Annotated in this window: 19 protein-coding genes; 9 read left to right on the top strand and 10 right to left on the bottom strand. The window is 69.4% G+C overall.

The window, feature by feature from the left end:
- Positions 1-303: 303 nt before the first annotated feature.
- From AB0F98_RS01495 to AB0F98_RS01485, 3 genes are all read right to left on the bottom strand, one after another.
- Positions 304-765: a GntR family transcriptional regulator gene (locus AB0F98_RS01495; RefSeq protein ID WP_357728974.1), complete on the bottom strand. Its 462-nt coding sequence runs from the start codon at positions 763-765 to the stop codon at positions 304-306.
- Between the two features lie 95 nt (positions 766-860).
- Positions 861-1,283 carry a hypothetical protein gene (locus AB0F98_RS01490; RefSeq protein ID WP_357726950.1) on the bottom strand — a complete coding sequence of 141 codons (423 nt, stop codon included), beginning with the start codon at positions 1,281-1,283 and terminating at the stop codon, positions 861-863.
- A 200-nt stretch (positions 1,284-1,483) separates the two neighbouring features.
- Positions 1,484-2,146, bottom strand: a complete 663-nt coding sequence (locus AB0F98_RS01485; RefSeq protein WP_357726947.1) for an NUDIX domain-containing protein — start codon at positions 2,144-2,146, stop codon at positions 1,484-1,486.
- 229 nt (positions 2,147-2,375) lie between these two features.
- Between AB0F98_RS01485 and AB0F98_RS01480 the strand changes: the two genes are divergently transcribed.
- Positions 2,376-3,137 carry a hypothetical protein gene (locus tag AB0F98_RS01480; protein ID WP_357726944.1) on the top strand — a complete coding sequence of 254 codons (762 nt, stop codon included), beginning with the start codon at positions 2,376-2,378 and terminating at the stop codon, positions 3,135-3,137.
- A 183-nt stretch (positions 3,138-3,320) separates the two neighbouring features.
- Here the strand turns inward: AB0F98_RS01480 and AB0F98_RS01475 are convergent, their stop codons facing one another.
- A complete protein-coding gene (locus AB0F98_RS01475) occupies positions 3,321-5,108 on the bottom strand; it encodes a glycoside hydrolase family 15 protein (RefSeq protein ID WP_357726941.1) in 1,788 nt (595 codons plus the stop codon).
- Between the two features lie 115 nt (positions 5,109-5,223).
- Positions 5,224-5,535 carry a hypothetical protein gene (locus AB0F98_RS01470; RefSeq protein ID WP_357726938.1) on the bottom strand — a complete coding sequence of 104 codons (312 nt, stop codon included), beginning with the start codon at positions 5,533-5,535 and terminating at the stop codon, positions 5,224-5,226.
- A gap of 88 nt (positions 5,536-5,623) precedes the next feature.
- Between AB0F98_RS01470 and AB0F98_RS01465 the strand changes: the two genes are divergently transcribed.
- Positions 5,624-6,196 carry an SUKH-4 family immunity protein gene (locus AB0F98_RS01465; protein ID WP_357726935.1) on the top strand — a complete coding sequence of 191 codons (573 nt, stop codon included), beginning with the start codon at positions 5,624-5,626 and terminating at the stop codon, positions 6,194-6,196.
- A gap of 120 nt (positions 6,197-6,316) precedes the next feature.
- Here the strand turns inward: AB0F98_RS01465 and AB0F98_RS01460 are convergent, their stop codons facing one another.
- A complete protein-coding gene (locus AB0F98_RS01460) occupies positions 6,317-7,252 on the bottom strand; it encodes a hypothetical protein (protein ID WP_357726932.1) in 936 nt (311 codons plus the stop codon).
- 249 nt (positions 7,253-7,501) lie between these two features.
- Between AB0F98_RS01460 and AB0F98_RS01455 the strand changes: the two genes are divergently transcribed.
- Positions 7,502-8,032 carry a SigE family RNA polymerase sigma factor gene (locus tag AB0F98_RS01455; RefSeq protein ID WP_357726929.1) on the top strand — a complete coding sequence of 177 codons (531 nt, stop codon included), beginning with the start codon at positions 7,502-7,504 and terminating at the stop codon, positions 8,030-8,032.
- The gene (locus tag AB0F98_RS01450; RefSeq protein ID WP_357726926.1) at positions 8,029-9,453 is read left to right on the top strand and encodes a hypothetical protein; all 1,425 of its coding nucleotides are present in this window, start codon (positions 8,029-8,031) and stop codon (positions 9,451-9,453) included. The genes AB0F98_RS01455 and AB0F98_RS01450 overlap by 4 nt, the downstream gene beginning before the upstream one ends.
- Positions 9,454-9,660: 207 nt before the next feature.
- Here the strand turns inward: AB0F98_RS01450 and AB0F98_RS01445 are convergent, their stop codons facing one another.
- Both AB0F98_RS01445 and AB0F98_RS01440 read right to left on the bottom strand, forming a co-directional pair.
- On the bottom strand, positions 9,661-12,345 hold the full coding sequence (locus AB0F98_RS01445; protein WP_357726923.1) for a fibronectin type III domain-containing protein: 2,685 nt from the start codon (positions 12,343-12,345) through the stop codon (positions 9,661-9,663).
- Between the two features lie 344 nt (positions 12,346-12,689).
- Positions 12,690-13,703 (bottom strand): alcohol dehydrogenase catalytic domain-containing protein, encoded by a 1,014-nt coding sequence (locus tag AB0F98_RS01440; protein WP_357726920.1) that lies wholly within the window; start codon positions 13,701-13,703, stop codon positions 12,690-12,692.
- Positions 13,704-14,157: 454 nt separating this feature from the next.
- Between AB0F98_RS01440 and AB0F98_RS01435 the strand changes: the two genes are divergently transcribed.
- Complete coding sequence (locus AB0F98_RS01435) at positions 14,158-16,758, top strand: M14 family zinc carboxypeptidase (RefSeq protein WP_357726915.1); 2,601 nt, start codon at positions 14,158-14,160, stop codon at positions 16,756-16,758.
- 109 nt (positions 16,759-16,867) lie between these two features.
- Here the strand turns inward: AB0F98_RS01435 and AB0F98_RS01430 are convergent, their stop codons facing one another.
- Positions 16,868-17,968, bottom strand: coding sequence for a crosslink repair DNA glycosylase YcaQ family protein (locus tag AB0F98_RS01430; RefSeq protein ID WP_357726912.1), 1,101 nt, complete (start codon positions 17,966-17,968; stop codon positions 16,868-16,870).
- Positions 17,969-18,095: 127 nt separating this feature from the next.
- Here AB0F98_RS01430 and AB0F98_RS01425 point away from each other — a divergent pair, with 127 nt between their 5' ends.
- The 4 genes from AB0F98_RS01425 to AB0F98_RS01410 all read left to right on the top strand — a co-directional run bounded on the left by AB0F98_RS01425 (position 18,096) and on the right by AB0F98_RS01410 (position 20,742).
- Complete coding sequence (locus tag AB0F98_RS01425; protein WP_357726909.1) at positions 18,096-18,521, top strand: Rrf2 family transcriptional regulator; 426 nt, start codon at positions 18,096-18,098, stop codon at positions 18,519-18,521.
- A 52-nt stretch (positions 18,522-18,573) separates the two neighbouring features.
- Positions 18,574-19,782: a globin domain-containing protein gene (locus AB0F98_RS01420; RefSeq protein ID WP_357726906.1), complete on the top strand. Its 1,209-nt coding sequence runs from the start codon at positions 18,574-18,576 to the stop codon at positions 19,780-19,782.
- A 78-nt stretch (positions 19,783-19,860) separates the two neighbouring features.
- Positions 19,861-20,304 carry a group III truncated hemoglobin gene (locus AB0F98_RS01415; protein WP_357726903.1) on the top strand — a complete coding sequence of 148 codons (444 nt, stop codon included), beginning with the start codon at positions 19,861-19,863 and terminating at the stop codon, positions 20,302-20,304.
- Between the two features lie 9 nt (positions 20,305-20,313).
- Positions 20,314-20,742 (top strand): hypothetical protein, encoded by a 429-nt coding sequence (locus AB0F98_RS01410; RefSeq protein WP_357726900.1) that lies wholly within the window; start codon positions 20,314-20,316, stop codon positions 20,740-20,742.
- A gap of 17 nt (positions 20,743-20,759) precedes the next feature.
- Here the strand turns inward: AB0F98_RS01410 and AB0F98_RS01405 are convergent, their stop codons facing one another.
- Positions 20,760-21,308, bottom strand: coding sequence for a DUF488 domain-containing protein (locus AB0F98_RS01405; RefSeq protein ID WP_357726897.1), 549 nt, complete (start codon positions 21,306-21,308; stop codon positions 20,760-20,762).
- Positions 21,309-21,449 lie beyond the last annotated feature (141 nt).

Genomic DNA, 21,449 nt, shown 5'->3' with positions numbered 1-21,449 from the left:
TGAACGGGACCCTAACCCCAGCGGACGATCGATCGGAAGCACGAACCACATCGACATCCGTGCAAACGATCGCATGTCAGAGATCGGCCGGACCTGGCTCACGCCTAGCTGTGCTGTCGACGAGTCGCCGCAGGTTGTCCCCACCCCGTGGAGGTGCGCGACGCTGGGTCATCGTGGACGGCAGGGAAGGCCGAGCTGGGCCGCTCATCGGATGCAGGACTGGCCCCAAACCGAGTCTCGGCCCACCTCGCGGCTCGTAACCGCTGGCCTGGTCGCTCGGCAGCGAGCCGGGCGGCTGGTCTTCTACGTGCGCCGGCCGCGAGGTGACGCGCTTCTCGGCGACGGATCCAGCTGGAACACCAACAGTGGGCCAGCAACGACACCGTCGCCGACGTTGGACACCGCCGGAGCGGTCCACAGTGCGAGGCCGCCCGGAAGGGCGAAGACTCGTTCCAACGAATGACCACTCGCGGCCATTAACCGAGTGATGAGTCGGCTTGACCTCAGCGATTGACTACGGCCCCTGCGCGGCCTGACCTGACGAGTGGGCGTATCGAGGAGCCTGCCGAGCAACCAGAGAAGCAGCCCAACCATTGGGCAGCGCTGAGCGACGGAAACCAAGCCCCGTCCGCTGCGCTCGGTGACGCCGTAGTGCTCGATCAACTCTCGCCGGCTGGGCAGCTTGGAGCAGGGCGGGAACTCGCCGGACTTGATGCGTTCTGCGAGGTCGTCGGCGATCTGCTCGTAGCGGTAACGCGGTGGCACGGCGTTCCCCTCGGTTGGCAACACGAGTAGACCACCTACGCCACCCCAGAGTTCACACGAGGAGGCCGCTGGTTCGATCCGATATGAAGGGCGCGTCAGGAATGACGGAACCAGGCTCGGGCGGAGGCGGGAACCAGCACGAGCAGCGTCACCAATGCGCCGTACGCCATCGGCAGGAATCCGAAATCGCTGGACCCGAGCGAACTCAACCCCGACAGCAGAAGCAGCACGCCGAGCAGCACGGCCACGATCCGGGACCCACGCCAGCCGCGCCACAGCCCGTACCCGGTTGACGCGCAGACACCCACGCCGACCGCAGCGAGCAGTAGCGCCGGCACCAGATTCCGAGCCTCGTACTCGGTCAGCAGCAGGACGAGCAACCCGAGTGGCACCAGCGCGCCAGCGGCGACGAGCAGTGCGGCGAGCAGCACCGGCGCGGGTGGCGGAGACGAGATCCGATCGCTCCCGTCCGGTGAGCCGCCATTAGCAGTGCGATTACGATCAGCATCAATGCCCATACCGGACAAGCTATCCGACAAACGCGCGTGCGGCAGGCCGCACGGCGGGTGGTTGGAGTCGGCGCCTGAGCTGCCGACCGGATCGGTGACAGCAGAGCTACCCAGCGAGGACCGCCGCCGGACGGTGGCGCCGAGGTGAGGGACGCCGACGAATGCCGCCGGACAGAACGCCCAGAACTCACAAGCGAGGGCCGTCGCGTTCAGCCGTCGCGTGGGTGCAGCGGTTCGACGCGGTCGAGGTCTGCTCGTGTCCCATCGACGTCGTCACGTCGTTGATCGTTACGCCTTCGGAGACCAGCCAGGTCGCGCGTCGCGGTGTTCGCACTGGCCTGGGACCGCGCCGTGGCTGGTCCCATCACCGGATTGACGAATCCGTCGCAGCACATGCACGACAGCCGGCCTTGGTTCCTTCGGCCATCCCGGTCGGTGCAGTCGGTGACATCTTGCTGCCTGCGGTCGCATTCGAACTCGGGCAGCGAACGAACCATTGCCGCCAAGACGCCGTGTGTGAGGGGAAGGTCGCCCAGCTCACTGATCCCGACCCATGCGATGTCGTCATGCTCGTCAGGTGCGCGGTTGGTGGGAGAGCCAACCCAGTCGCCAATCCGCCAGACGCCCACGTGAACGGCGTCCTCACCACTGCCGTCATGCACGACGCCCAACCGTGCGGCGGACTCCGCCACGATGTGAACACCGAGCTCCTCGTGCATCTCACGCGCGAGGGCTTGTAGTTCCGACTCACCCGCTTCGACTTGCCCCCCGGGCAGATCCCAGACATCTGGGTATGCCCGCTTGGTCGGCCTGCGGTGTACGAGCAGGACCGCGCCGTTTGCGACGAGTGCGCCTGTGACGACGACATGCATGGCGGGATTAGAGCAGAGGGATGGGACAAGCTCGCTGCGGCCAACGGGGACGTCCGGATGCGCCGCGATCGCTCTCCGTACCCTCGTGCGTCTATCAAGGCTCCTGAACGGATCGCACCTTCCGCGACCCGACGCGTGGCCTGCCAAGATCCTTCGGCCCGGTGCCGGACCCAACAGTCACGGGCGCTGGTAGCCTGGCGCGTCTCGCCCGAGAGGTGGAATCTGCCCGGTGCTCAGCATGATGCTGCGTAGGTCAGTCGCGGTGGTGACCGTCTGTGCGGTGACCGCCTGCGGTTCTTCAACGGCTCCTGGAGCGGACCGGTCAGCGGGCGGAACCGTCTCCGCGGCTGCGCAGGCGACCGGCTCGGCTACAACCGCGGAGCCGGCTTCCCCGGCGGTTCCGGCGACCGGCCGGCCGAGTTACTCCGCGGTGTTGTCCGCGCGTTTGGTCGCCGCGGGCTCGGTGCCGCCCGGATTCACCGTGGACATCGCGACGATCATGGCCCGGGATGCCGGAGATCAGCGCCCGGACGCCGAAGTGCCCTGTTCGGACAGCATGATCCCGCTACTGTCGGGCACTCAGCTAACCGGGACTCCATCAGCGATCGCCGCGGCCACCCTCAGCTACGGCGGAGGTCCCGATAGCCTCTGGGTGGGTAACGAAGTCCTCAGGACCTACGCCGATGACGGCGCCCGGCGCGCACTGACCGACTTGCGGACCTTCATCAGCCGATGCCCCACCGTCGCGTTGTCCGACGGATACAGCTACCGCTTCGCGACGGCACCAGGGCCGCAACTTGGCGACGAGAGTGTTCGTGTCATCTGCAGGATGACGTCCGCCGCTGGAACGCTGGAATGCGACGGCGTCTTCGTCCGGGTCGGAACCACACTGGTTGTCGTTCAGGAGATGGCCAACGATCCCGGCGGCGACAAGTACCTCAGCCAGCTCGCGGAAGCTGCGCTCCGTAGATTGCAGGCGACCGGATCCTGACTGGCTCTACGCTCCTGAGGCCAGGGCCATTTGTGACGCAACGAAGCAGCCTCGCCCAGGTCGCGGGTTCGGCCACCGAACTTGGCGAGGATCCGGAACAGCAATTCGGCGGCCGGCCGGAATCGGTTCCTGTCGCCCAGCGCGCGCTGACCGCGTCAAGGGCCGATCCTGTCGACCAGTGGATCAAAACCTCAGGGTCGGGTCGGTGAGCCGCGCAGCGGAGAGGATCTGGCCGATGTGCGACAGGGCCTGGGGAGTGTTGCCCAGGTGCTCACCCGTCACCAGGTCGTACTGCTCGGCGAAGATGCCGAGGTCGTTGGCCTTGGCGTTGGTGCGCTCGAAGAGCTCCGTCGCCCGCTGGATGTCGCCGGCCAGCACCAGGCAACTCACCAGCCAGAACGAGCACCACACGAAGCCGGCGGGCTCTGTCGCCGAGCGCCGCACGACGCCGTCGGTGGCGAGTTCCCGCTCGATGGCCTTGATCGTCGCCCACATCCGCGGGTCGCCGGCCGGAAGGAAGTCGACCAGCGGCATCATCAGCACCGAGGCGTTCAACTCGTCCGACTCGAAGGCAACCGTGAAGGCGCCGACCCGCTCGTTCCAGCTCTGCTCCAGCACCGTTCGGTGGATCTCGTCACGGGCCGCGGCCCACCGCCGAGGGTCCGCTCTATCCCCGAGCCACGGCGCGAGCCGTACCGCCCGATCCAGCGCCACCCAGCACCCCACCTTCGACGACGTGTAGTGCCGCTCCTCGTCCCGGACCTCCCACATGCCGGCGTCGGGCCGGTGCCAGATGGCCACCGTCTGATCAGCGAGGTCGACCAGCGTTTCCCGCAGCTCCTCGTCGAACTGCCCCAATCGGTCCCGGAGCAGGTAGGCGGCTTCCAGCACCTCGCCGGACACATCCATCTGTCGCTGCCGCCAGGCGTCGTTCCCGGCACGTACCGGGCGGCTGTCCGCGTAACCGCCCAGATAGTCGAGGACGTGCTCGGACAGGTCCCGTTCACCACCGACGCCGTACATGATCGGCGCGGGCTCAGGTCCGAGTCGGCCCGCCGAGCGGACCGCCCAGGCGAAGTGCCGGGACGTGTCCTCAGTGCAGGCGGCGACCCAGAGCGCGTGCAGGGTGTACGAGAAGTCGCGCAGCCAGCCGAACCGGTAGTCGTAGTTGCGGTCACCGCCGAGCTGCTCGGGCAGCGAGGTGGTCGCTGCGGCCACGACCGCACCGCTGGGCCGATAGGTCAGGCCCTGCAGGATCACGGAGCTGCGGCGGACGAGATCGGGGTAGCGGCCGTCGTAGCGATGGCCGTCCTGCAGAACCTGCCACGCCTGGACGGTTTCGGCGATCGCCGCGACCGGATCCAGCTCCGCAGCCGGCGGGCCACCGAACGACGGCGCGTACGCCAGGTCGAACCCGACCAGCTGGCCGGCAGAGACGTCGAACTCGGCGTGGACGCGGCCGCGCTCGCAGGTCAGCGGTACGCCGGCCCGTAAGGTCAGGCTGGCGGGCCCGGCGGCTGCCACAACTCGGTTCGGCTGGCAGTGCAGGTGAGGCGTGAGCAGGCCGTATTCGGGGCGGGGCGCGAAGTCGGTCGACATGCGCACCCGGCCGCTGAGCCCTTCGACGGTGCGCAGCAGCACCGCGGGTGACGCGGAGCCCAGCTCGTGGCCGCGGGCGCCCGGCTCGGAGGCGAGCGCCTCGGTGACCGCGACGCTGCCGCTGTCGGTCCGGTGCACGGTGCGCAGCACGAGAGTGTCGCCGACGTACGCCCGCTCGGTGCGCCGGCCGTTCCGCTCGCCGACCGGGCGCAGGACCCAGTGCCCGGCGTCGGGGTCGAGGATCCGGCCGAAGACCGATGGGCTGTCGAATCGCTCCGGGCACCACCAGTCCACCGAGCCGTCCCGGCTGACAAGGGCGGCCGAGCGGCAATCGGACAGAAAGCCGTACTCGGCGATCGGTGTCCGTTCCACGCCGCTCTGCATACCCAGATCTCCGCCGGCCAGACCGCTTACCCGTGACCGCTCGGCCTGCTCCTCGTGGGACGCGTTTGCAGTCAGGGCCCTCGGTCCGGCAGCCCAAGTACAGCTAGTCGCAGCCTAACGCTGGGGCGTAGCCGATCGGCGGATTCCCGGCGGCGACCTGGTCGGCGATGTCCCAGAACACCTCCGGCCGGTCACCCTTTTCGTTCATCAGGCGCAGCACCCGCCACTCGTGGCTGCTGAGCATCGCGTCGGCGGCCCGCTTGAGCGCCGCGTCGTCGCCGGTGCGCTTCGCGCGGAACCATTCCGAGATCCAGGCACAGCCGACGCGGCCGGTCACCTCGGTGCCGAACTGGTAGGGATCGTTAGTGCCGAGGTGGGCCAGAGCGGCGGCGTCGAACTCCGGCGGAAGCGGCACGTTGAGACACGTCCATGTCTGGGGCGCCGGTGCCGCCCATCGCGCGGCGGGTCGCCGTGACCACCAATCTGCACAAGGATGCGGTTCCATGAGCCCCCTGATCGACCGGACCGTGATGGAGTCCGTGTTTCCCGCCGATGAACTGGTCACCCTGGACGACCGGGTGCTCGCCGTGATCGCGCACGAGCCGACCCGGACCTTCCTGCGGGAGGTCGGCCTGCCGGACCAGGTTGGCTGGTTCCAGGCCGACCAGCGCCTTCTCGACGGCGACCTGCGGATCGGCGGTGCTGCCTGGCAGGCGGTCTCGCGAAAGTATCCGAGCTGCCCGTTCGACATGTCGACCTGGCTGACTCTGGGCGGGATCGCGTTGGACGACGTCATCGTCGACACCGCCACGGGGATGGTGTACTCGATCCCGGAGGACGGCCCTCCACACCTGCTCAACACGAGCATCGACGCGCTGGCGTATTTCCTGCACGCGCTGGAGGAGGAGCGGCCCGACTACGACGTCGAGGCCAGCACCGACGGAGGCGTCGACCCGGAGAGCGCCGAGCAGAGGCTGCTGAGCCGGATGCGGCAGGCGGACCCGGTCGCCGTGGAACGTCCCGAATCGACCTGGTTCCTGGTCCTACGGTACGTGCGCAATCTCCTGCAGGATTAGGGCGTGTGTCAGAGGTCCTGGCCGGCCTGCGGCGCGCCCGGACGAGGACCGGACTTCGCCTCGGCCCGGCCGAAGACTTCGACACACGCCCTGGCGCGGACGCTGCGGCTATCCCCGGGGTCACCGGCCGCAGGCGCGGCATGCGGCGCGGGTACGCAGGTGGTAGTCGCTCGACGCCACGAGCAGGCCGAGCCCCAGGATGCAGTACGCCGACATCGCCACCCAGAGGAACGTGTCGGAGAATTCGCTGACCGATCCGGACGTCAACTGCACCAGCCCCATGCCGAAGTAGGCGACGATCCCTGTCCCGAGCCCGAAGCCGGGCACCAGCAGCAGCGGTCGAGGGATCGTGCGGCCGGCGAGCAGCGGTACCCACTGCGGCCAGGTCTCGCCCCAGCGGTGTACCAGTGCCAGCGGCAACAGCACCCCGGCCAGCAGCAGACCGATCTCCAACCGGATCAGGGCGGCGTCGTTGGTGAGGCCGTCGAATCCCACCACGAACTGGGCCGCGAAGCGGGTGACGAGGCCGGCCATCGCGGCGTACGCGGCCCAGCGCGCCCAGCGTGCGGGTGCCTGCCGCCGATGACCCGGTCGGCCCGTGCGGCAGCAGTCCGGACAGTCGCCGCGGGTCCGCCGCTGGTAGCGGGCGGTGGCCAGCCCGAGCAGGACCGCTCCGGTGACGCAACCGAGCCGGCTGGCGAACGCCACCGGGTCGAAGTACGGCCCGGCCGCGAACAGGAGCAGGCTCACCAGCTCCGGCAGCAGGATCGCGGCCGCCGCGACAAGCGCCCCGGTGACCGTCCAGGCGAGCGCCGCGAGCACCGGCCGCCATGTCGCGGCCCGGTCCAGGGCGACCGCCACCACACCCGCGGCCACGCATGACGCCACCGACGGCCAGCCGGTGAAGCCGAGCAGGTCCGACCCGAACTGCCGGAACTCCGGAGCCTCACCGACGGTCCACGCCAGACGTACGCCCCCGTATGCCACGGCCCAGCCGAGCACCGCGTACGTCATTCCGTGGCCGGTCCGGCGAGCGATCGATGCCGATGTCGTCATGCGTCCGATCCTTCCGGCGCCCCGGCCCGCGCGACCCCCGCCGACGGGGGAGAGCGCTCCCTCGCCGGAGGGACCTGCCGCAGTGCCCGCGTCGAGAGCGGAGTTCACGAGCTGTCCCGCCCGGCCCGGCCGGATGCCCCGGAGACAATTCACCGCGGCGTCCGGTTTCGACTCAACCTCAGCTGCCGCCGGATGCGTCTGGCTCTGCATGCGCACGAAAAAACGCGGTGGATGCGACCTGGAGGTGGCGTGACAGCGCGGCAGGACGACGATCAGTTCCGGCTGTTCGTACAGCGACAATGGGGGCCGTTGCTCCGCACGGCCTACCTGTTGACCGGTGACCGGGGGACAGCCGAGGACCTCGTGCAGTCGGCGTTGGAGAAGACCCACCGGCGCTGGGGGCGGGTGCTGCGCAGGGACGCACCCGAGGTCTACGTACGCCGGGTGATGGTCAACACGGCGATCTCCTGGCGGCGTCGGCGGCGGCCGCTGGAGGTTCCGCTGCTGACCTCCGACAGCGCTGCGGCGCCGGACCCCTATGGACAGGTGGAGGAACGAGAACTGCTCCTCGCCGCGCTGCGGCGCTTGCCGCCCAGGACACAGGCAATCCTGACGCTGCGCTATTTCGAGGACCTGAGCGAGGCGGATACCGCAAAGGTCCTCGGCTGCTCCGTCGGAGCGGTGAAGAGTCAGGCATCGCGTGGGTTGGCCCGACTGCGTGCCGGGTTGGGCGCAACTGCCGTGGCGTCCTCGCACCGGCTGAAGGAGGAACCGGCATGAACGAGAGCTTCGCGGAATCGGCGCTCACTGCCGCGCTCAGGCAGGCCGCGGACGGCATCGGCGTACCCGAGGACCCGTGGCCGTCGTTCGCGCGACGCGAGCAGCGGCATCGGCGCATCCGGTTGGGGTGGACGGCGGCGGTCGCCACGGTCATGGCCATGCTCGTCGGCGTCCAGACCAACGTGGTGAGCCTGCCCGGTTGGGCACCCGGCATCGCCGTCGCGGCCGCCCCGACGTCGCTGCTCGACGCGCCACCGCGCGGCGCCCTGACCGGCGACGATGCCTGGCTGGACAGGCTGCGGACGCGGCTGAGCACGGACTCGTCCCTGGGTGGCTGGCATCCGGACGGCATGTGGAAGGTCGGTGACCGCGACCGGATCCGCCTGCTCTACGGCAGCGACCAGCCGGGCCACCGGGTGGCGCTGGTGGCGGTGCCGCTGCGGATCGGCCTGCTCACGAAGAATTCGCTGGTCTGGTTCGTGGGTCCGCCCGGGGCCGGCGTCGAACAGCTGCGCTACGCCGGCCACAGCGAGGGCGACGACAATGCCGTGATGACCCTGATGCGGGCCGGATCCGGGTCGAATGGTCTGGCGGTCGTCGTCGGGCCGACCGATTCCACCGTGACGATCAGCGGTGACCCTCGATACACGCCGAGGGGAACCGTGGAGTATGAGAACCTCGCGAGGCCCGACGGCAGCGGCGTGGGGGTCGCCGTCCTGCCCGCCGCGCCGCTGCGGGGCGAACCCGGCGTCCGGGTCAGCCGCGGCGAGCACCTGCTTTATCAGCTAGGCCTCGGCGGCGGCCCGTACGCCGCGGTGGACCCGACCGGACCGGAAATGGACGCGCTGCTCGCCGACGTGAAGCGGGACGCCCCGGGTGTGCCGCTGAGGGACGTCAACCTGCGTAACTTCGTGGGAACGGCACTGACCGACAGTCGCCTCCCCGCCGCCGGGACGACGGTGCGGGTGCGCTGGTCGGCGAGCGTGGACGGCCAGGACGCCGCACTGCTCACCGTGCAGCCTGCCGGCGGCGGGGTCATCGCGTACGCCATGCACGGCGACGACCGAACCGGCTGGTGGAAGGACCTGCGGCTGCTGCTGCCCGCCGAAGGCGCCGACCAGCGGCCGATCGGCTGGCGTGTCCGGGCCGACAACCGCGGCCGCACGCCGACGGACCAGGTGCGGATCGTAGCCCCGCCGGACGCGGCCCGCGTCACGGTCGCGGTCGGCAGCGCACCGCCAACCCCGGTCACCCTGGACGGGGCGAACGCGGGAACCGCCACGGTGCCGCACGACCAGCAGGCCACCGTCACCGCCTACTCCTCGGACGGAGACGTGCTGGGAAGCACTCCGGTGGCCCCGGGGGAGACCGAGATGTCGGGCCTGCCGGGAGAGAGCCCGGCCACCCGCGTGGTCCCCTGACGGGCCGCCCCGCCCAGGGTGGAGGGTAAGGGCGAGGGTCGCCGCGAAAAGGCGCGGACGGGGCCGCCGCGAAGGATCGCGACGGCCCCGTCCGGAGGCGCACCACCGTGGGTTCGGCAGCGGTCTCGACGAGCTCCGGCTACCCGGAACGCGCCCCGCACCGGTGGGTCGGTGTCCAGCCTTACCGCGCCGGAGAGCAGCCGTGGGTCACTTCTCGCCCACGACCCGCAGGGTCGCGGAGGCGGTGCTGGTCGAGTAGACCTTGCCACCGATCGAGTTGCTGTAGACCGCGCGGTACTGGCTCCCGTCGACGGCCTTCGACGCGACGACCTTGAGGACGTCGGAGGTGGCACCGGCGACCGGCGTCCACTTGTCGTTGCCCGGGGCGCCCTTGCGCATCTCCCAGCGTACGGTCGCGGTGGGCATGCCGTGACCGCTGGCGTCGAAGGTCGCGGTCTGACCGACGATCGCGATCCGCGCGACCGGGGACGCGTCGATGCTCGGGGCCTGCTCACGGCCGACGACGATCACCGGGGCCGGAGACTTGTCGGCGCTCGCGAGGTAGACGATGCCCCGCGCGGGGTCGACACCCACACCGCCGATCGAGGTGCCGAACTCCGGCTCGTCGGAGCGGGTCACCTTGCCGCCGAGCAGGTCGACGACCGAGAGACCACCGTTCTCGGCATCCCCCTCGACGGCCGCGTGGCCGACGTACGCGACGCCGACCTGCATGTCGACGTCGAGGGAGGCGGCACCGGCGTCGAGGGCGTACTCGGCGAGCTTGTGCATGCCGTTACGCGTGTCGAACAGACGGAGGCCGGGTTCGCCGTCGACGGCGTTGTCGTAGGTCACGTACAGGGTGCCGGTGGCGTCGTCGAGGCGGATGGCCGACAGGCCGGCCCCGACGTTCGCCTGGCCCACCGGCTTGAAGTCCCCGTCGAGCCAGACCACGGTGCCGTCCGCGAGGCCGAGGAAGACCTGCCCGGTGGCGCTGTCGTACTGCACCGAGACGACCTTCATCCCGGTCGGGATCGGCGGAATGTACGGGTCGCCGAAGTGGCCCGGGCTGACGATGAACGACGCGATCCGACCATCCTGGTAGGCGACGAGAACGCCGTTGAACGCCGGATCGTAAGAGAGGTCCTTGATCGGCGCTCCGGCCTCGAACGACTCGGTGACCTTGCCGGTCGTGGGGTCGACGGACTCGATCCGTCCCTTGCCGGTGCTCGCGCCGTCGGCGACGTACACGGCGCCGGTGGTCGGGTTCACGGTCGTCGGGCCGGGCTGCGCCACGGTCGGCGCGGTGAGGGTGCCGATGCGCTCGTGGCCGAGCGCGACCTTCGCGGGCTGCTGCGCGGTGGTCTCGTCCGCCGTGCGCTTGTTGCTGACCTCGCCGGTGCTCTTCGGCTTGGGGATCGGCATCCCGGCCTCGGTCACGTACTTCTCACCGTCGTCGTACTTGGTGATGGTGAAGGAGTCGAGGGTGCCGCCGACGGGGACGTCCGTCGTCGACTTGTCGTCCCACTTCCCGGCGACGACCGACTCGTAGTGGATCTGGTCCTTCGACACGCTGATGCCCTGGAAGGTCGACGTGTGGGCGGCGTGGACGACCTGGGTCGCGCCGTTCTGGGTCCACGTGTTGTCGTCGTACGGGGCGGGCTCGTAGTACTTCGGTCCGGACACCGAGATGGCGTAGACCGGGCCGGTCGTCATGCCGGGGGTGCCGGTCGCGTCAGCGTCCACGTAACCCCGGACGTAGTTGTGGTCGTGGCCCATGAGGACGAGGTCGATGTCGTCACGCTCGAAGACCGGGAGCCACGCGGCGCGCAGGTCGGCTTCGTCGCGGCCCTCGGAGCCCGAGAAGACCGGCTGGTGGAAGACCGCGATCGCCCACTTGTTGGGGTTGTTCCGGAGCACCGAGTCGAGCCACTCGCGCTGCATGTCGAGCCACAGCTCGATCGGGTTCGGGCACGCGACGTGGCACTCGGGGAGGTCCTTCGGCGTCATCAGCTCGAGGGCCTCGGACCGGGTCGCGTTCAGCGTGATGAAACGAACGCCCTGGTAGTCCGTGTAGTACGCGGTCTCCGCGAGCGCGATCTGCATCTGCTTCTGGTAGGCGATCTTCTGCTTCTCGCCGTCCGTCATGCCCTTGGTCGCCGTGGCGTCGGCGACCGGTCCGTCACCGGGGAACTCGAAGTTCGACTTGAAGGTCCTGAGGAGGTCGGCCTGCTTGTACTCGTGGTTTCCGGGAGCCGCGATCACGTTGCGGGTCTGGCTGTGACCGTCCATCGCGCCGAACCACTCGTTCCACAGGCCGTTGTCGCTGCCCACGTCAACGAGGTCGCCGGCGTTGACCGTGCCGACGGCATCCGGGAAGCGCTGGAACGCCTGGTCGACGACGGGGCTCCACTTCTTGCCGATGTCGTTCTGCGCGTCGCCGAAGTAGATGAACGAGAACGGATCGCCGGCCTTGCCCGCCGTGGTGAACGTGTAGGTGTCGCTGATCTTGGCAGCGTTGCCCACGTAGTACTCGTACCGCGTGGCGGGTTTGAGGTCGTCGACGGTCACCGAGTGCGTGCGGGTGGGAACACCGCCGCTCACGAGCTCCTCGTTGACGCGGGCGTTGGCGACGCTCCACTTCTTCGTGCCCGCCTTGCGGAGGTGCACCTCTCCGTCGGTGACCTTCGAGCCGGTCTGCCAGGTGAAGGATTGTGCGGTGTCGGCGTGCTCCGCGGGCGTGAGCACGATGTGCTGCGGAGTCGCGTCAGCGGCGTCGGTTGCCGCGGACGCGGGTCCGGCCGCCGCGAACGGGGTCAGGGCGACGACGACGGTCGCCGCGGCGGCGATCGCGGATCTCGGATGGAGACGCGACCTCGTGCGGGGGTTACCCATGTGACGGGTCCTTTCGATTTCCGGGGACGCAGCCGGGGTTCTCGGTGCTGTGGAGCCGACCGCATGCCCGGGTAATGCCAGGTCACCGGCTCGCGTCACCGTCCGACCGTGCGCCGGGCAGGCCGCGTGCCGGGGAATGTTCGACGCCCAGCAGGAGAACGCGGGGGAAACTTCGAGTCACCCCGACGCGCTTGAGATGCAGGTCACGGCACGGTCGTGACAGGCAGTGCCCGGCCGACCACGAAGGTCGGGTGGCGCTGTCGCCGACTCGGGGGAGTCCCGGCGAACCACTGGCTGAAGCTCAGCTGATCGCGCCGTGCGGCTGCGCTTCGCTCGACCGTTGCTCAGTCGAAGGCGATGACCGACCGCTTGGCGGAGGAGCCCTGGGCCATGGCGTCGAGCGCCGCGTTGGCGTCGCGCAGGCCGATCGGGGCGATCTCGGGCAGGATGCCGTGCGCCGCCGAGAACTCGAGGGTGTCGCGCAGATCGTGCGGGGAGCCAGACGGGTTGACCATGGCGTGCAGTCGATTGAGGACCATCACCCGGGTGGGCAGGACCAGCGGCTCCGGGTCGTACCCACACAGCACGAGCCAGCCGTCCGGTGCCAGGCCGGTGACGGTCGCGGCTGCGGCCGAGGTCGAGGGCGCGGCGTTGACGACGAGGTTCGCGCCGCAGTTGTCCCAGGCCTTGAGCGCCTCGCCCGGGTCGGTGTCCTGGGTGGCGATGAACCGTTCGGCGCCCAGCTCCCGCGCCGCCGCTTCGCCCCGGTGCGACCGGCCGATGACGGCCACGCGGGCGCCCATGGCGACGGCGTAGCGTACCGCCAGCGTGCCGACGCCGCCGGTGCCGATGACCGCGACGCGCGAGGTGGCGGTGATCCCACCCTGCCGGAGACTGTTGAAGGCGGTCAGGCCCGCGCACATCAGCGGTGCCGCCGCCACCGGGTCGAGCCCCTCCGGCAGCGGGGTCACGAAGTCAGCCTGGAGGACGGCGTACTCGGTGTATCCGCCGTCCATGACGATGCCCGTGATCCGCTTGCGGGGGCAGAGGATCTGATCGCCGCGCACGCAGTAGTCGCAGTGGCGGCAGGAGTCGCCGAGGAACTGGGCGCCGACGGCGGTGCCGACCGGCGGCCACGAGACGCCGGGACCGGCGGCGGTCACCACGCCAGTGATCTCGTGGCCCGGCACGACCGGAAAACGCGCGATGGGCCAGTGCCCCTGGAGTAGGTCCAGGTCCGTGTAGCAGACCCCGCATGCGGTGATCTTGACCAGGACCTCGCCCAGACCTGGCTCGGGGATCTCACGTTCGGCGATCGACAGCGGCTCGTCGACGCCGGTAGCTACCGCCGTGAACATCGGTCACCCTCAGGTTCGTCGTCCCTTTGTGATGAGCGTAGTGCGGGAGGGTGTTGGCGGGGTGGCAACGGTCCGGACGGGCGGAGCGGGCGGTGTCGGCCACGCTGTCCTGACCACCGACAAGCGCGGCCGGCGTCCGGGTGTCGGCGAGGACCCACTGCGCTTTCGTTCATTGACGAGCACTTGTGGTCACCGTCGGTGGACCGGAGGGTTGTCCCGATATTTGGTATAGGCGTGGATCAAAAGTCTGAAGATCGGCCGACCGGCGGACGGATGGCCGGGCGGGCAATCGATTTCAGGAAGATCGTCTTAATTTTGATCTTACCGATTGGTAATGGTTGACCATCTCATGGCATCGCCAGGACTCTATCGCCACCAGTTTTCCAGGCGAGGAGGCGACATGAGGTTACGGCACGTAGCCTCCGTGGCGATCGTCACGGCCATGGTCGGACTCGTGGCTGTACCCGTGCAGGCCCAGCTGGGCGAGCGGGCGGCAGTGCAGGCCGGCGTCAAGGTCAAGGGTGTCCCGACGCCGAAGGACTTCTTCGGTTTCGAGATGGGAGATGAAGGGAAACTCGCCGACTTCAACAGCGTCAAACGCTATTTCAAGCTCATCGCGGATCGTTCCGACGAGGCCGAATATCAGGTTGTCGACCGGACGACACTCGGCAACGACTACCCGATCATGCTGATGAGCAACAAGCACAACCTCAAGAGGATCGACCAGATCCTCGACATCAACAAGCGGCTCTCCGACCCGCGGGTGATGCGGGAAGAGGCGAAGCGGGCCGGAATCGCCGTCGACGAGTACGCCCGGAAACTCGCCGCCAAGAGCGTGCCGGTCTACTACATCGAGGGGACGATCCACTCGACCGAGGTGGGCTCCACGCAGTCCCTGGTCAACGTCGTGCACCGGATGGCGACGGAGAATTCCGACTTCACCCGGCAGGTCCTCGACAACACGATCCTGCTCATCGTCCCGTCGCAGAACCCCGACGGTCAGCATCTGGTGATCGACCACTTCAACAAGACGGCGGGCACCAACTACGACCGGACCTATCCGGACCTGTACCACCACTACACCGGGCATGACGACAACCGCGACTGGTTCATGATGACCCAGAAGGAGTCGCAGACCCGGGTCCGGCTCGAGCAGAAGTACCGCCCGGTCGCCCAGCACTACATGCACCAGGCGGGGACGACGTCCCCGCGGATCTGGTCGCCGCCGTGGGACGAGCCGATGTCCGACACGTTGGACCCGATCGTGGTGTCCGCGTCCAACTCGCTCGGCATGCAGACCCAGCGTGACCTGGTCGCGGAGGGCAAGAAGGGCTCGAAGTGGAATGACGCGTACGGCATTCTGTGGAACGCCGACGTCATCGGCTACAGCCCGTTCCTCGGTACGTCGACCTGGTTGACCGAGATCGCGTCGGTCCGGGACCTCGCGTACACCTACACCTCCGACAAGATCCTCGAGCCCGCCGACAACACGTTGCGGTCGGTGCTGCCGTACGACAGCAAGACCTGGACGCTCAAGCAGATCGTGGAGTACGGGGAAGCTGCCGCCTACTCGGGTATGAAGACGGTGTCCGGCGACCCCAGGTCGTGGCTGTACAACAACCTCTACGTGTCCAACCGGAACGGCGAGAACTGGACCGGCGGCCCGTACGCGTACGTGGTTCCGGCGAATCAGCGCGACCCGTACGCCCTGTACGACATGATGAGGCTCCTCGATTTCGGGCAGGCGGAGATCGAGAAGGCCACGCGGGCGTTCACCGCGGGGGACAAGAAGTACCCCGAGGGCTCCTACATCCTCAAGACCAAGCAGCCGATGGGCCGCTGGATCGATCAGCTGCTGCGAATCGACGAGTACCCGGACAGCGCGCGTAAGTGCGCCCAGTGCCCGCTGATCATGCCGTACAGCGAGACCACCGACAATCTCGCCCTGCTGCTGGGGGTCGACGTCGACGCCGTGGCGAAGCCCTTCGAGGCGGCCACGACCCGGGTCAGGGGCATCGAGCCGGTGCAGCAGCGGATGCCGGCTCACCCCGGCCAGCGCGGCGCCTACGTCCTCAGCCCCACCTCGTACGGGCTGGCTCAGGTCATCGCCGACCTGCAGAAGGCCGATGTGCCGACGTACCGCGCCAAGGCCGCTGTCACGGTCGAGGGCCGGAAGCTGCCCGCCGGTGCGCTGCTGGTGCCGTCGAAGGATCCGAAGGCACGGCAGGTGCTGACCCGAGCCAGCCAGGAGACGGGCCTGCCGGTGTACGCCGCCAACGCGGTGCCCAAGGTCGACGCGGTCAAGCTCAAGGACGACACGCGGGTGGGTCTCGTCCGCGGGGCGAACAACATGCCCGGCGGATGGATGATGTGGATGTTCGACCAGATCGGCGTGAACTATCAGGTCGTCTCCGCGGACGACTACGCCGACCTGAGCGCCAAGTACGACACCATCGTGCTCGCTCCGGGGATCTCGGCGAACAGCATCACCCGTGGTCTCGACCCCGCCAAGAATCCCCCCGAGTTCGCCTGGGCTCGCGGTGTGCCGGACGGGCTCGACAAGCTTCAGCAGTTCGTGAAGTCCGGCGGCAACCTCGTGGCGCTCGGCAGCGCGTCCACGACCGCGGCCACCTCGCTCGGCCTCCCGGTGCAGAACGTCACGCCCACCGACAGGGGCGCCTTCAACGCACCCGGGGCGCTGCTCAAGCAGAGCTACGACACCGATGTTCCGGCGGCCTGGGGGATGCCCGAGTCCTGGCCGACCTGGTTCAACAACGACGCGGCGTTCAAGGTGACCGGCGACGCCGAGATCGCCGCCACGTATACCGACGAGGACGACCTGCTGGTCAGTGGCTACGCCAACGGGACCAAGGCCATCGGCGGCGCCACCAACGTCGCCACGTTCGACGTCGGCAAGGGTGAGGCCACCATCGCCGGCGGCCACATCACCTTCCGGACCTGGCCGCGCGCCTCCTGGACCGTGGTCACGAACGCCGTGTACAACGGCGCCGGACAGGACGTCGAGGCGGACCAGCTGGACAAGCTCTTCCAGTAGAGCCGCCCAGCAGGCGGCGAGTGTTCCGCCACAACCACGTCGGCTGCGGTGCCCCGCCGGGCGCCGCAGCCGACGTGGTCCGACGGCCCAGCGTCACCGCCCGACACGATCAACGTGCGTTCGTCGGCACCACGGTCAGCCGGAGCCAGTCCGCGAGGTCCTCGATCTCGCGCCGTACCGCGGCCGTCACCTCCCGGCTGAACGGTACGTCCTGGTGGGTCGCGTGCACGTGGAGCAGACCGGCCTTGCGGTCGGCCGTCGCGTCGAGCTTCCCGACCAGCCGGTCCCCGTAGAGGATGGGCATCGCCCAGTAGCCCCAGCGGCGCTTCGCGGCCGGCTTGTACATCTCCAGCTGGTAGTCGTACTCGAACAGCTCGGCGATCCGCGTGCGGTCGTAGACGAGCCGGTCCAGCGGCGACAGCAGCGCCGTCCGACCCGTGAACGTCTGGTCCAACAACTCGGGGTCGACCCGCCACTGACCCTTCACGCCCTCGACGACCACGGGTTCGCCGGCCGTACCGACGTCGTTCGGCTCGCCCGGGCAGACCGGCGCACGTCCGCGTGCGATGCCCAGCGCCCGCAGCCGGCGCTCGTTCCGGATCCGCATCGCCTCCTCGTGCGGCACCACCTCGTCCGGGTAGATCCGCTCGGCGAGGTCCCACAGCCGATCGGCGCCGCGCCGGCCGGCGGCCGCGATCTCGCCCCGCTGGACGAGGAAGTCGATCATCTTGGTGACGTTGCGGTTGTTGGTCCAGCCGGAGGAGCGCCAGGGGACCACGCAGGTGTCCGGAAGTTCGCGCGAGGTCAGCGGCCCGTCGGCGCGGAGCCGGGCGAGGATGTCCAGCCGGCAGCCGTTGTTCGCGGCCACCCAGTCCCGCAGGTCCTCCTGCCATTCGCGCAGTGGGGGACGGCCGGGCCAGTCGGCCATCTCGGCCCGGTAGAGCGCGAGGTCCTCGGGCGGCCGGATGAAGCCGTGCAGCTCCAACAGGGTCTGCTCGTCGAGAGCGTCGCGGAGCTGCCCGGGGGAGTACGCGGAGCCGAGCCGGCCCCACAGGACCAGATCGGCGCTGGGCGCGACGGCCGCGGTCGGGTCGTTCTGCACCAGCGTCAGATGGCGTACGACCTCGAACACCCCGGTCGGCCGGCGCGCGTCCAGGAGTTGGGCGCGCACGGCGAGGCGACGCGCATCGGTACGGGACAGCCTGTGCACGGTCCTCGACCCTAGGCGGGTACGACGGTGGGCGCTACGGCGCTGGGTGTGTGCGGGCTCCGGCGGGCAGGCGTGAACCGACCCACATAACAGGACTCTGGAATACCTGTTTTGTTAGGCTGCCGATGTGCAGCTCAATCAGTCGACGGACATCGGTCTCCGAGTCGTGATGCTCATGGGGACCCGGGACGGTAGGACCACCGTCGACGAACTGGCGCAGTCCCTCGAGGTGCCACGGAACCACCTCGCGAAGATCGTCCAGCGGCTCCAGCGTCTGGGGCTGATCGAGACGATCCGCGGCCGTGGCGGCGGCGTCCTGCTCGCGGACGGCGCGACATCGGTGAGCATCGGTGGCCTCATCCGTCGGCTCGAGGCCGACGAGGAGGTGGTCAGGTGCGACGCGCCCGCCTGCCCACTGCGGGCCGGTTGCCGGCTCCGTGGCGCCCTGCGCCGCGCGCAGGAGGCCTTCTACGCCAGCCTCGACGAGGTGACCATCGGCGATCTGCTGCATCCGCCGACCCGGGATCTGCTCCTGTCGCTCACCACCAGGTGAGTGACGCCGGCCCGCCCGGGTCATTGATCCACCACAGCTGATCGGAGAAGCCGTGCTGTCCAACAAGCACGAAGCGACCGTGCGCGCCACGCTGCCCGCCGTCCGCGCACACATCGAAACAATCACCGGGCTCTTCTACGACACCATGCTCACCGAGAACCCGGAACTGCTGCGCCTGTTCAGCCGTAGCGCGCAGGCCAGCGGTGAGCAGCGCAAGGCACTCGCGGGCGCCGTGGTCGCCTTCGCAGCGGACCTGGTGGGCGAGGGGGCGCCCTTCGACCCGGTGGTGCGCCGCATCGCCCACCGGCATGCCTCGCTCGGCATCCGGCCGGAGCAGTACACGATCGTCGGTCGATACCTGCTGAACGCGGTCGGCGCAGTGCTCGGCGACGCGGTCACGCCGGAGGTGGCCGCCGCCTGGGACGAGGTCTACTGGCTGTTCGCCTGCCGCCTGATCGGGCTGGAGGCCCGGCTGTACGCCGACGCCGAGGTCGATCCGGATCATCCGTGGCGGGAAGTGGTGGTGAGTCACCGACGCGAGGAGGCGCAGGACACCGTCTCGTTCGTGCTGACCAGTGCCGACGGGTCACCGACGCCGAGTTATCGGGCGGGGCAGTACGTCAGTGTCGCCGTCGACCTGCCGGACGGCGGACGGCAGATCCGCCAGTACTCGTTGTCCCAGGCGGCCCACGGGCTGGGCGGGCTGCGGATCACCGTGCGCCGGGTGCGGGGCGTCGGTGGGGCACCGGACGGGGTCGTGTCGAGCCATCTCGTCGACCACGTTCGTGCGGGGGACCGGCTGGCGGTGAGCGCTCCCTACGGAGATCTCACCCTGACCGCCGGAACCGCGCCGTTGGTGCTGGTCAGCGCCGGTGTGGGGATCACGCCGATGGCCGCCATCCTCGACCACGTCTCCCGGGCGGAACCGAACCGCGAGGTCGTCGTCGCGCACGCCGAACGCAGCCTCGAACGACACTGCCTGCGACCCGACATCATCGGCAGCGGAGCCCGACTGCGCTCCTTCCGGCATCTGGTCTGGTACGAGCAGCCCACGCCGCGCGAGTTCGACGGGTCGACCGAGGTCCGCGCCGGGCGGATCGAGGTCGACGAGATCCCACTGACCCCGGAGGCGCAGGTGTACCTGTGCGGACCACTCCCGTTCATGCAGGCGGTCCGCGGCCGGCTGCGGGAGCGGGGCGTACCCGGCACCCAGATCCGGTACGAGGTCTTCGGCTCCGACGCGTGGGCCGGTAGCCGCTGACCAGGGCTCGCGTCGAGGTTCCGGGCCTGCCCGGAACCTCGACCTCGCCGCCCGCCCAGTGAGAAAGGAGCGCCGGAGATGGGGACCGACATCAGGGACCGCAGCGACATCGCCGGTATCGTCACCGACTTCTACTCCCGCGCCTTCGCCGACGACCTGCTCGGGCACGTCTTCGTCGATGTGGCGAAGCTCGACCTCGACCGGCACCTCCCGATCATGTGCGACTTCTGGGAGACCGTGATCTTCAAGGCCGGCACCTACCGGCGTAACGCCCTCCAGCTCCACTTCGCGCTGCACCGGCTGGAACCGCTGACCGAACGGCACTTCGAGCGCTGGCTCGCACTCTGGGCCGCCACCATCGACGACCGGCACGCCGGGCCCCACGCCGAGTACGCGAAGCTCCAGGCCGGTCGGATCGCCGGGTCGATGCGACGCCGGCTGGCCGGTCGTCCGCCCGGCCAGCGCCCCGTCCCGGTGGCCGGTCCGACGCTCCGGACGCACGAAGATCCCCCGCAGGGATAGGAGATGCCGATGAGTCTGCCATCAGCCCTCGCCACCGGTGTGGTCTTCGTCTGGCTCGGGATGGTCCTGGCCATCTCGTTCCTCGAAGCGCCGCTGAAGTTCCGCGCGCCCGGAGTCACCGTGCCCATCGGGCTCGGCATCGGACGCCTGGTCTTCCGAGCGCTCAACGTGATCGAAGCCTGTTTCGCGCTGACCCTGCTCGCGACCGTCGTCCTCGGCTCGGCGTCCGGCTCCCTCGTGGGGCTGGCCGGCCTGGCGGTCGTGGTGCTGCTGCTACAACTCGTCGCGGTCCGGCCCCGGCTGAATTCCCGGACCAAGCGGGTGCTCGCGGGTGAGGACGCGCCCCGCTCCGGAAGCCACCTCAGCTATGTGGTGCTGGAGGTGGCGAAGGTGGCCACGCTGCTCACACTCGGGATCCTCCTGCTCGCCGCCGCGTAGCGCGGCGTGGCTCCCCCTCAGCCGCCGGTCCACTCGACGGCTCCGTCGGGACGCAGCCGGGCCCCGGCCGCCACGGGGTGCGACGTCAACCGTCCGTCCGGCATGAGGTGTCGTACCGGCACGGCACGGCTCAGGATCGTGACGTCGGCGATCAGCCGGCGGTGACAACGCCACCAGACGCTCTCGCTGCACATGACCGCGGTCGGGCCCGACGCGGCCTGTTCGAGTACGAGTTCCAGCGCTGCCAGGAACGGTGGTGTGCGGGTGTAGGCGGCGTAGGCGCGGAACGCGGGGACGGTCCACCACACGTCGTGTGCGGGTGTACCAGCCGGCAGATGCCGTCGGCCACCGAGGCGCTCCTCCCAGCGGTATTCGATCCCCAGTTCCGGCAGCCACTGCGCCAACGCGTCCCGTCGGACGTCGGGGTTGGCGCGGCTGCCGGGAAAGCGGCGTACATCGACTATCAGACTCACGGCGGCGTCGGTCAGCAGCCGGCCGAGCGCGGCACGGGACAACGGTCCGTGACCGACCGTCAGTAGGGCCGGCGTGTCGTCTGCCGCCTGCATGACCAGATCATCTCGCGTCGCCGTGAGTGGCGTCGGCTTTCCAGGTCCCTCCCGCCGCGACGCCTGCCCGCCGAGGCCGAGCACAACGTGAGCACGGCCGGGCATGATGCAAGACGGCACATCCATCTACAGGGGAGGCAC

The sequence above is a fragment of the Micromonospora sp. NPDC023737 genome (assembly GCF_040639715.1).
Lineage (GTDB): Bacteria > Actinomycetota > Actinomycetes > Mycobacteriales > Micromonosporaceae > Micromonospora.
Note: the sequence above shows the minus strand (reverse complement) of the source record. Positions and strands in the feature narration are given on the sequence as shown.

Bases quoted from the DNA above. Each gene is read 5' to 3' on its own strand.
- AB0F98_RS01490 (WP_357726950.1), bottom strand. From the start codon at position 1,283: ATGGGCATTGATGCTGATCGTAATCGCACTGCTAATGGCGGCTCACCG.
- AB0F98_RS01485 (WP_357726947.1), bottom strand. From the start codon at position 2,146: ATGCATGTCGTCGTCACAGGCGCACTCGTCGCAAACGGCGCGGTCCTG.
- AB0F98_RS01465 (WP_357726935.1), top strand. From the start codon at position 5,624: ATGAGCCCCCTGATCGACCGGACCGTGATGGAGTCCGTGTTTCCCGCC.
- AB0F98_RS01460 (WP_357726932.1), bottom strand. From the start codon at position 7,252: ATGACGACATCGGCATCGATCGCTCGCCGGACCGGCCACGGAATGACG.
- AB0F98_RS01450 (WP_357726926.1), top strand. From the start codon at position 8,029: ATGAACGAGAGCTTCGCGGAATCGGCGCTCACTGCCGCGCTCAGGCAG.
- AB0F98_RS01445 (WP_357726923.1), bottom strand. From the start codon at position 12,345: ATGGGTAACCCCCGCACGAGGTCGCGTCTCCATCCGAGATCCGCGATC.
- AB0F98_RS01440 (WP_357726920.1), bottom strand. From the start codon at position 13,703: ATGTTCACGGCGGTAGCTACCGGCGTCGACGAGCCGCTGTCGATCGCC.
- AB0F98_RS01415 (WP_357726903.1), top strand. From the start codon at position 19,861: ATGGGGACCGACATCAGGGACCGCAGCGACATCGCCGGTATCGTCACC.
- AB0F98_RS01410 (WP_357726900.1), top strand. From the start codon at position 20,314: ATGAGTCTGCCATCAGCCCTCGCCACCGGTGTGGTCTTCGTCTGGCTC.
- AB0F98_RS01405 (WP_357726897.1), bottom strand. From the start codon at position 21,308: ATGCAGGCGGCAGACGACACGCCGGCCCTACTGACGGTCGGTCACGGA.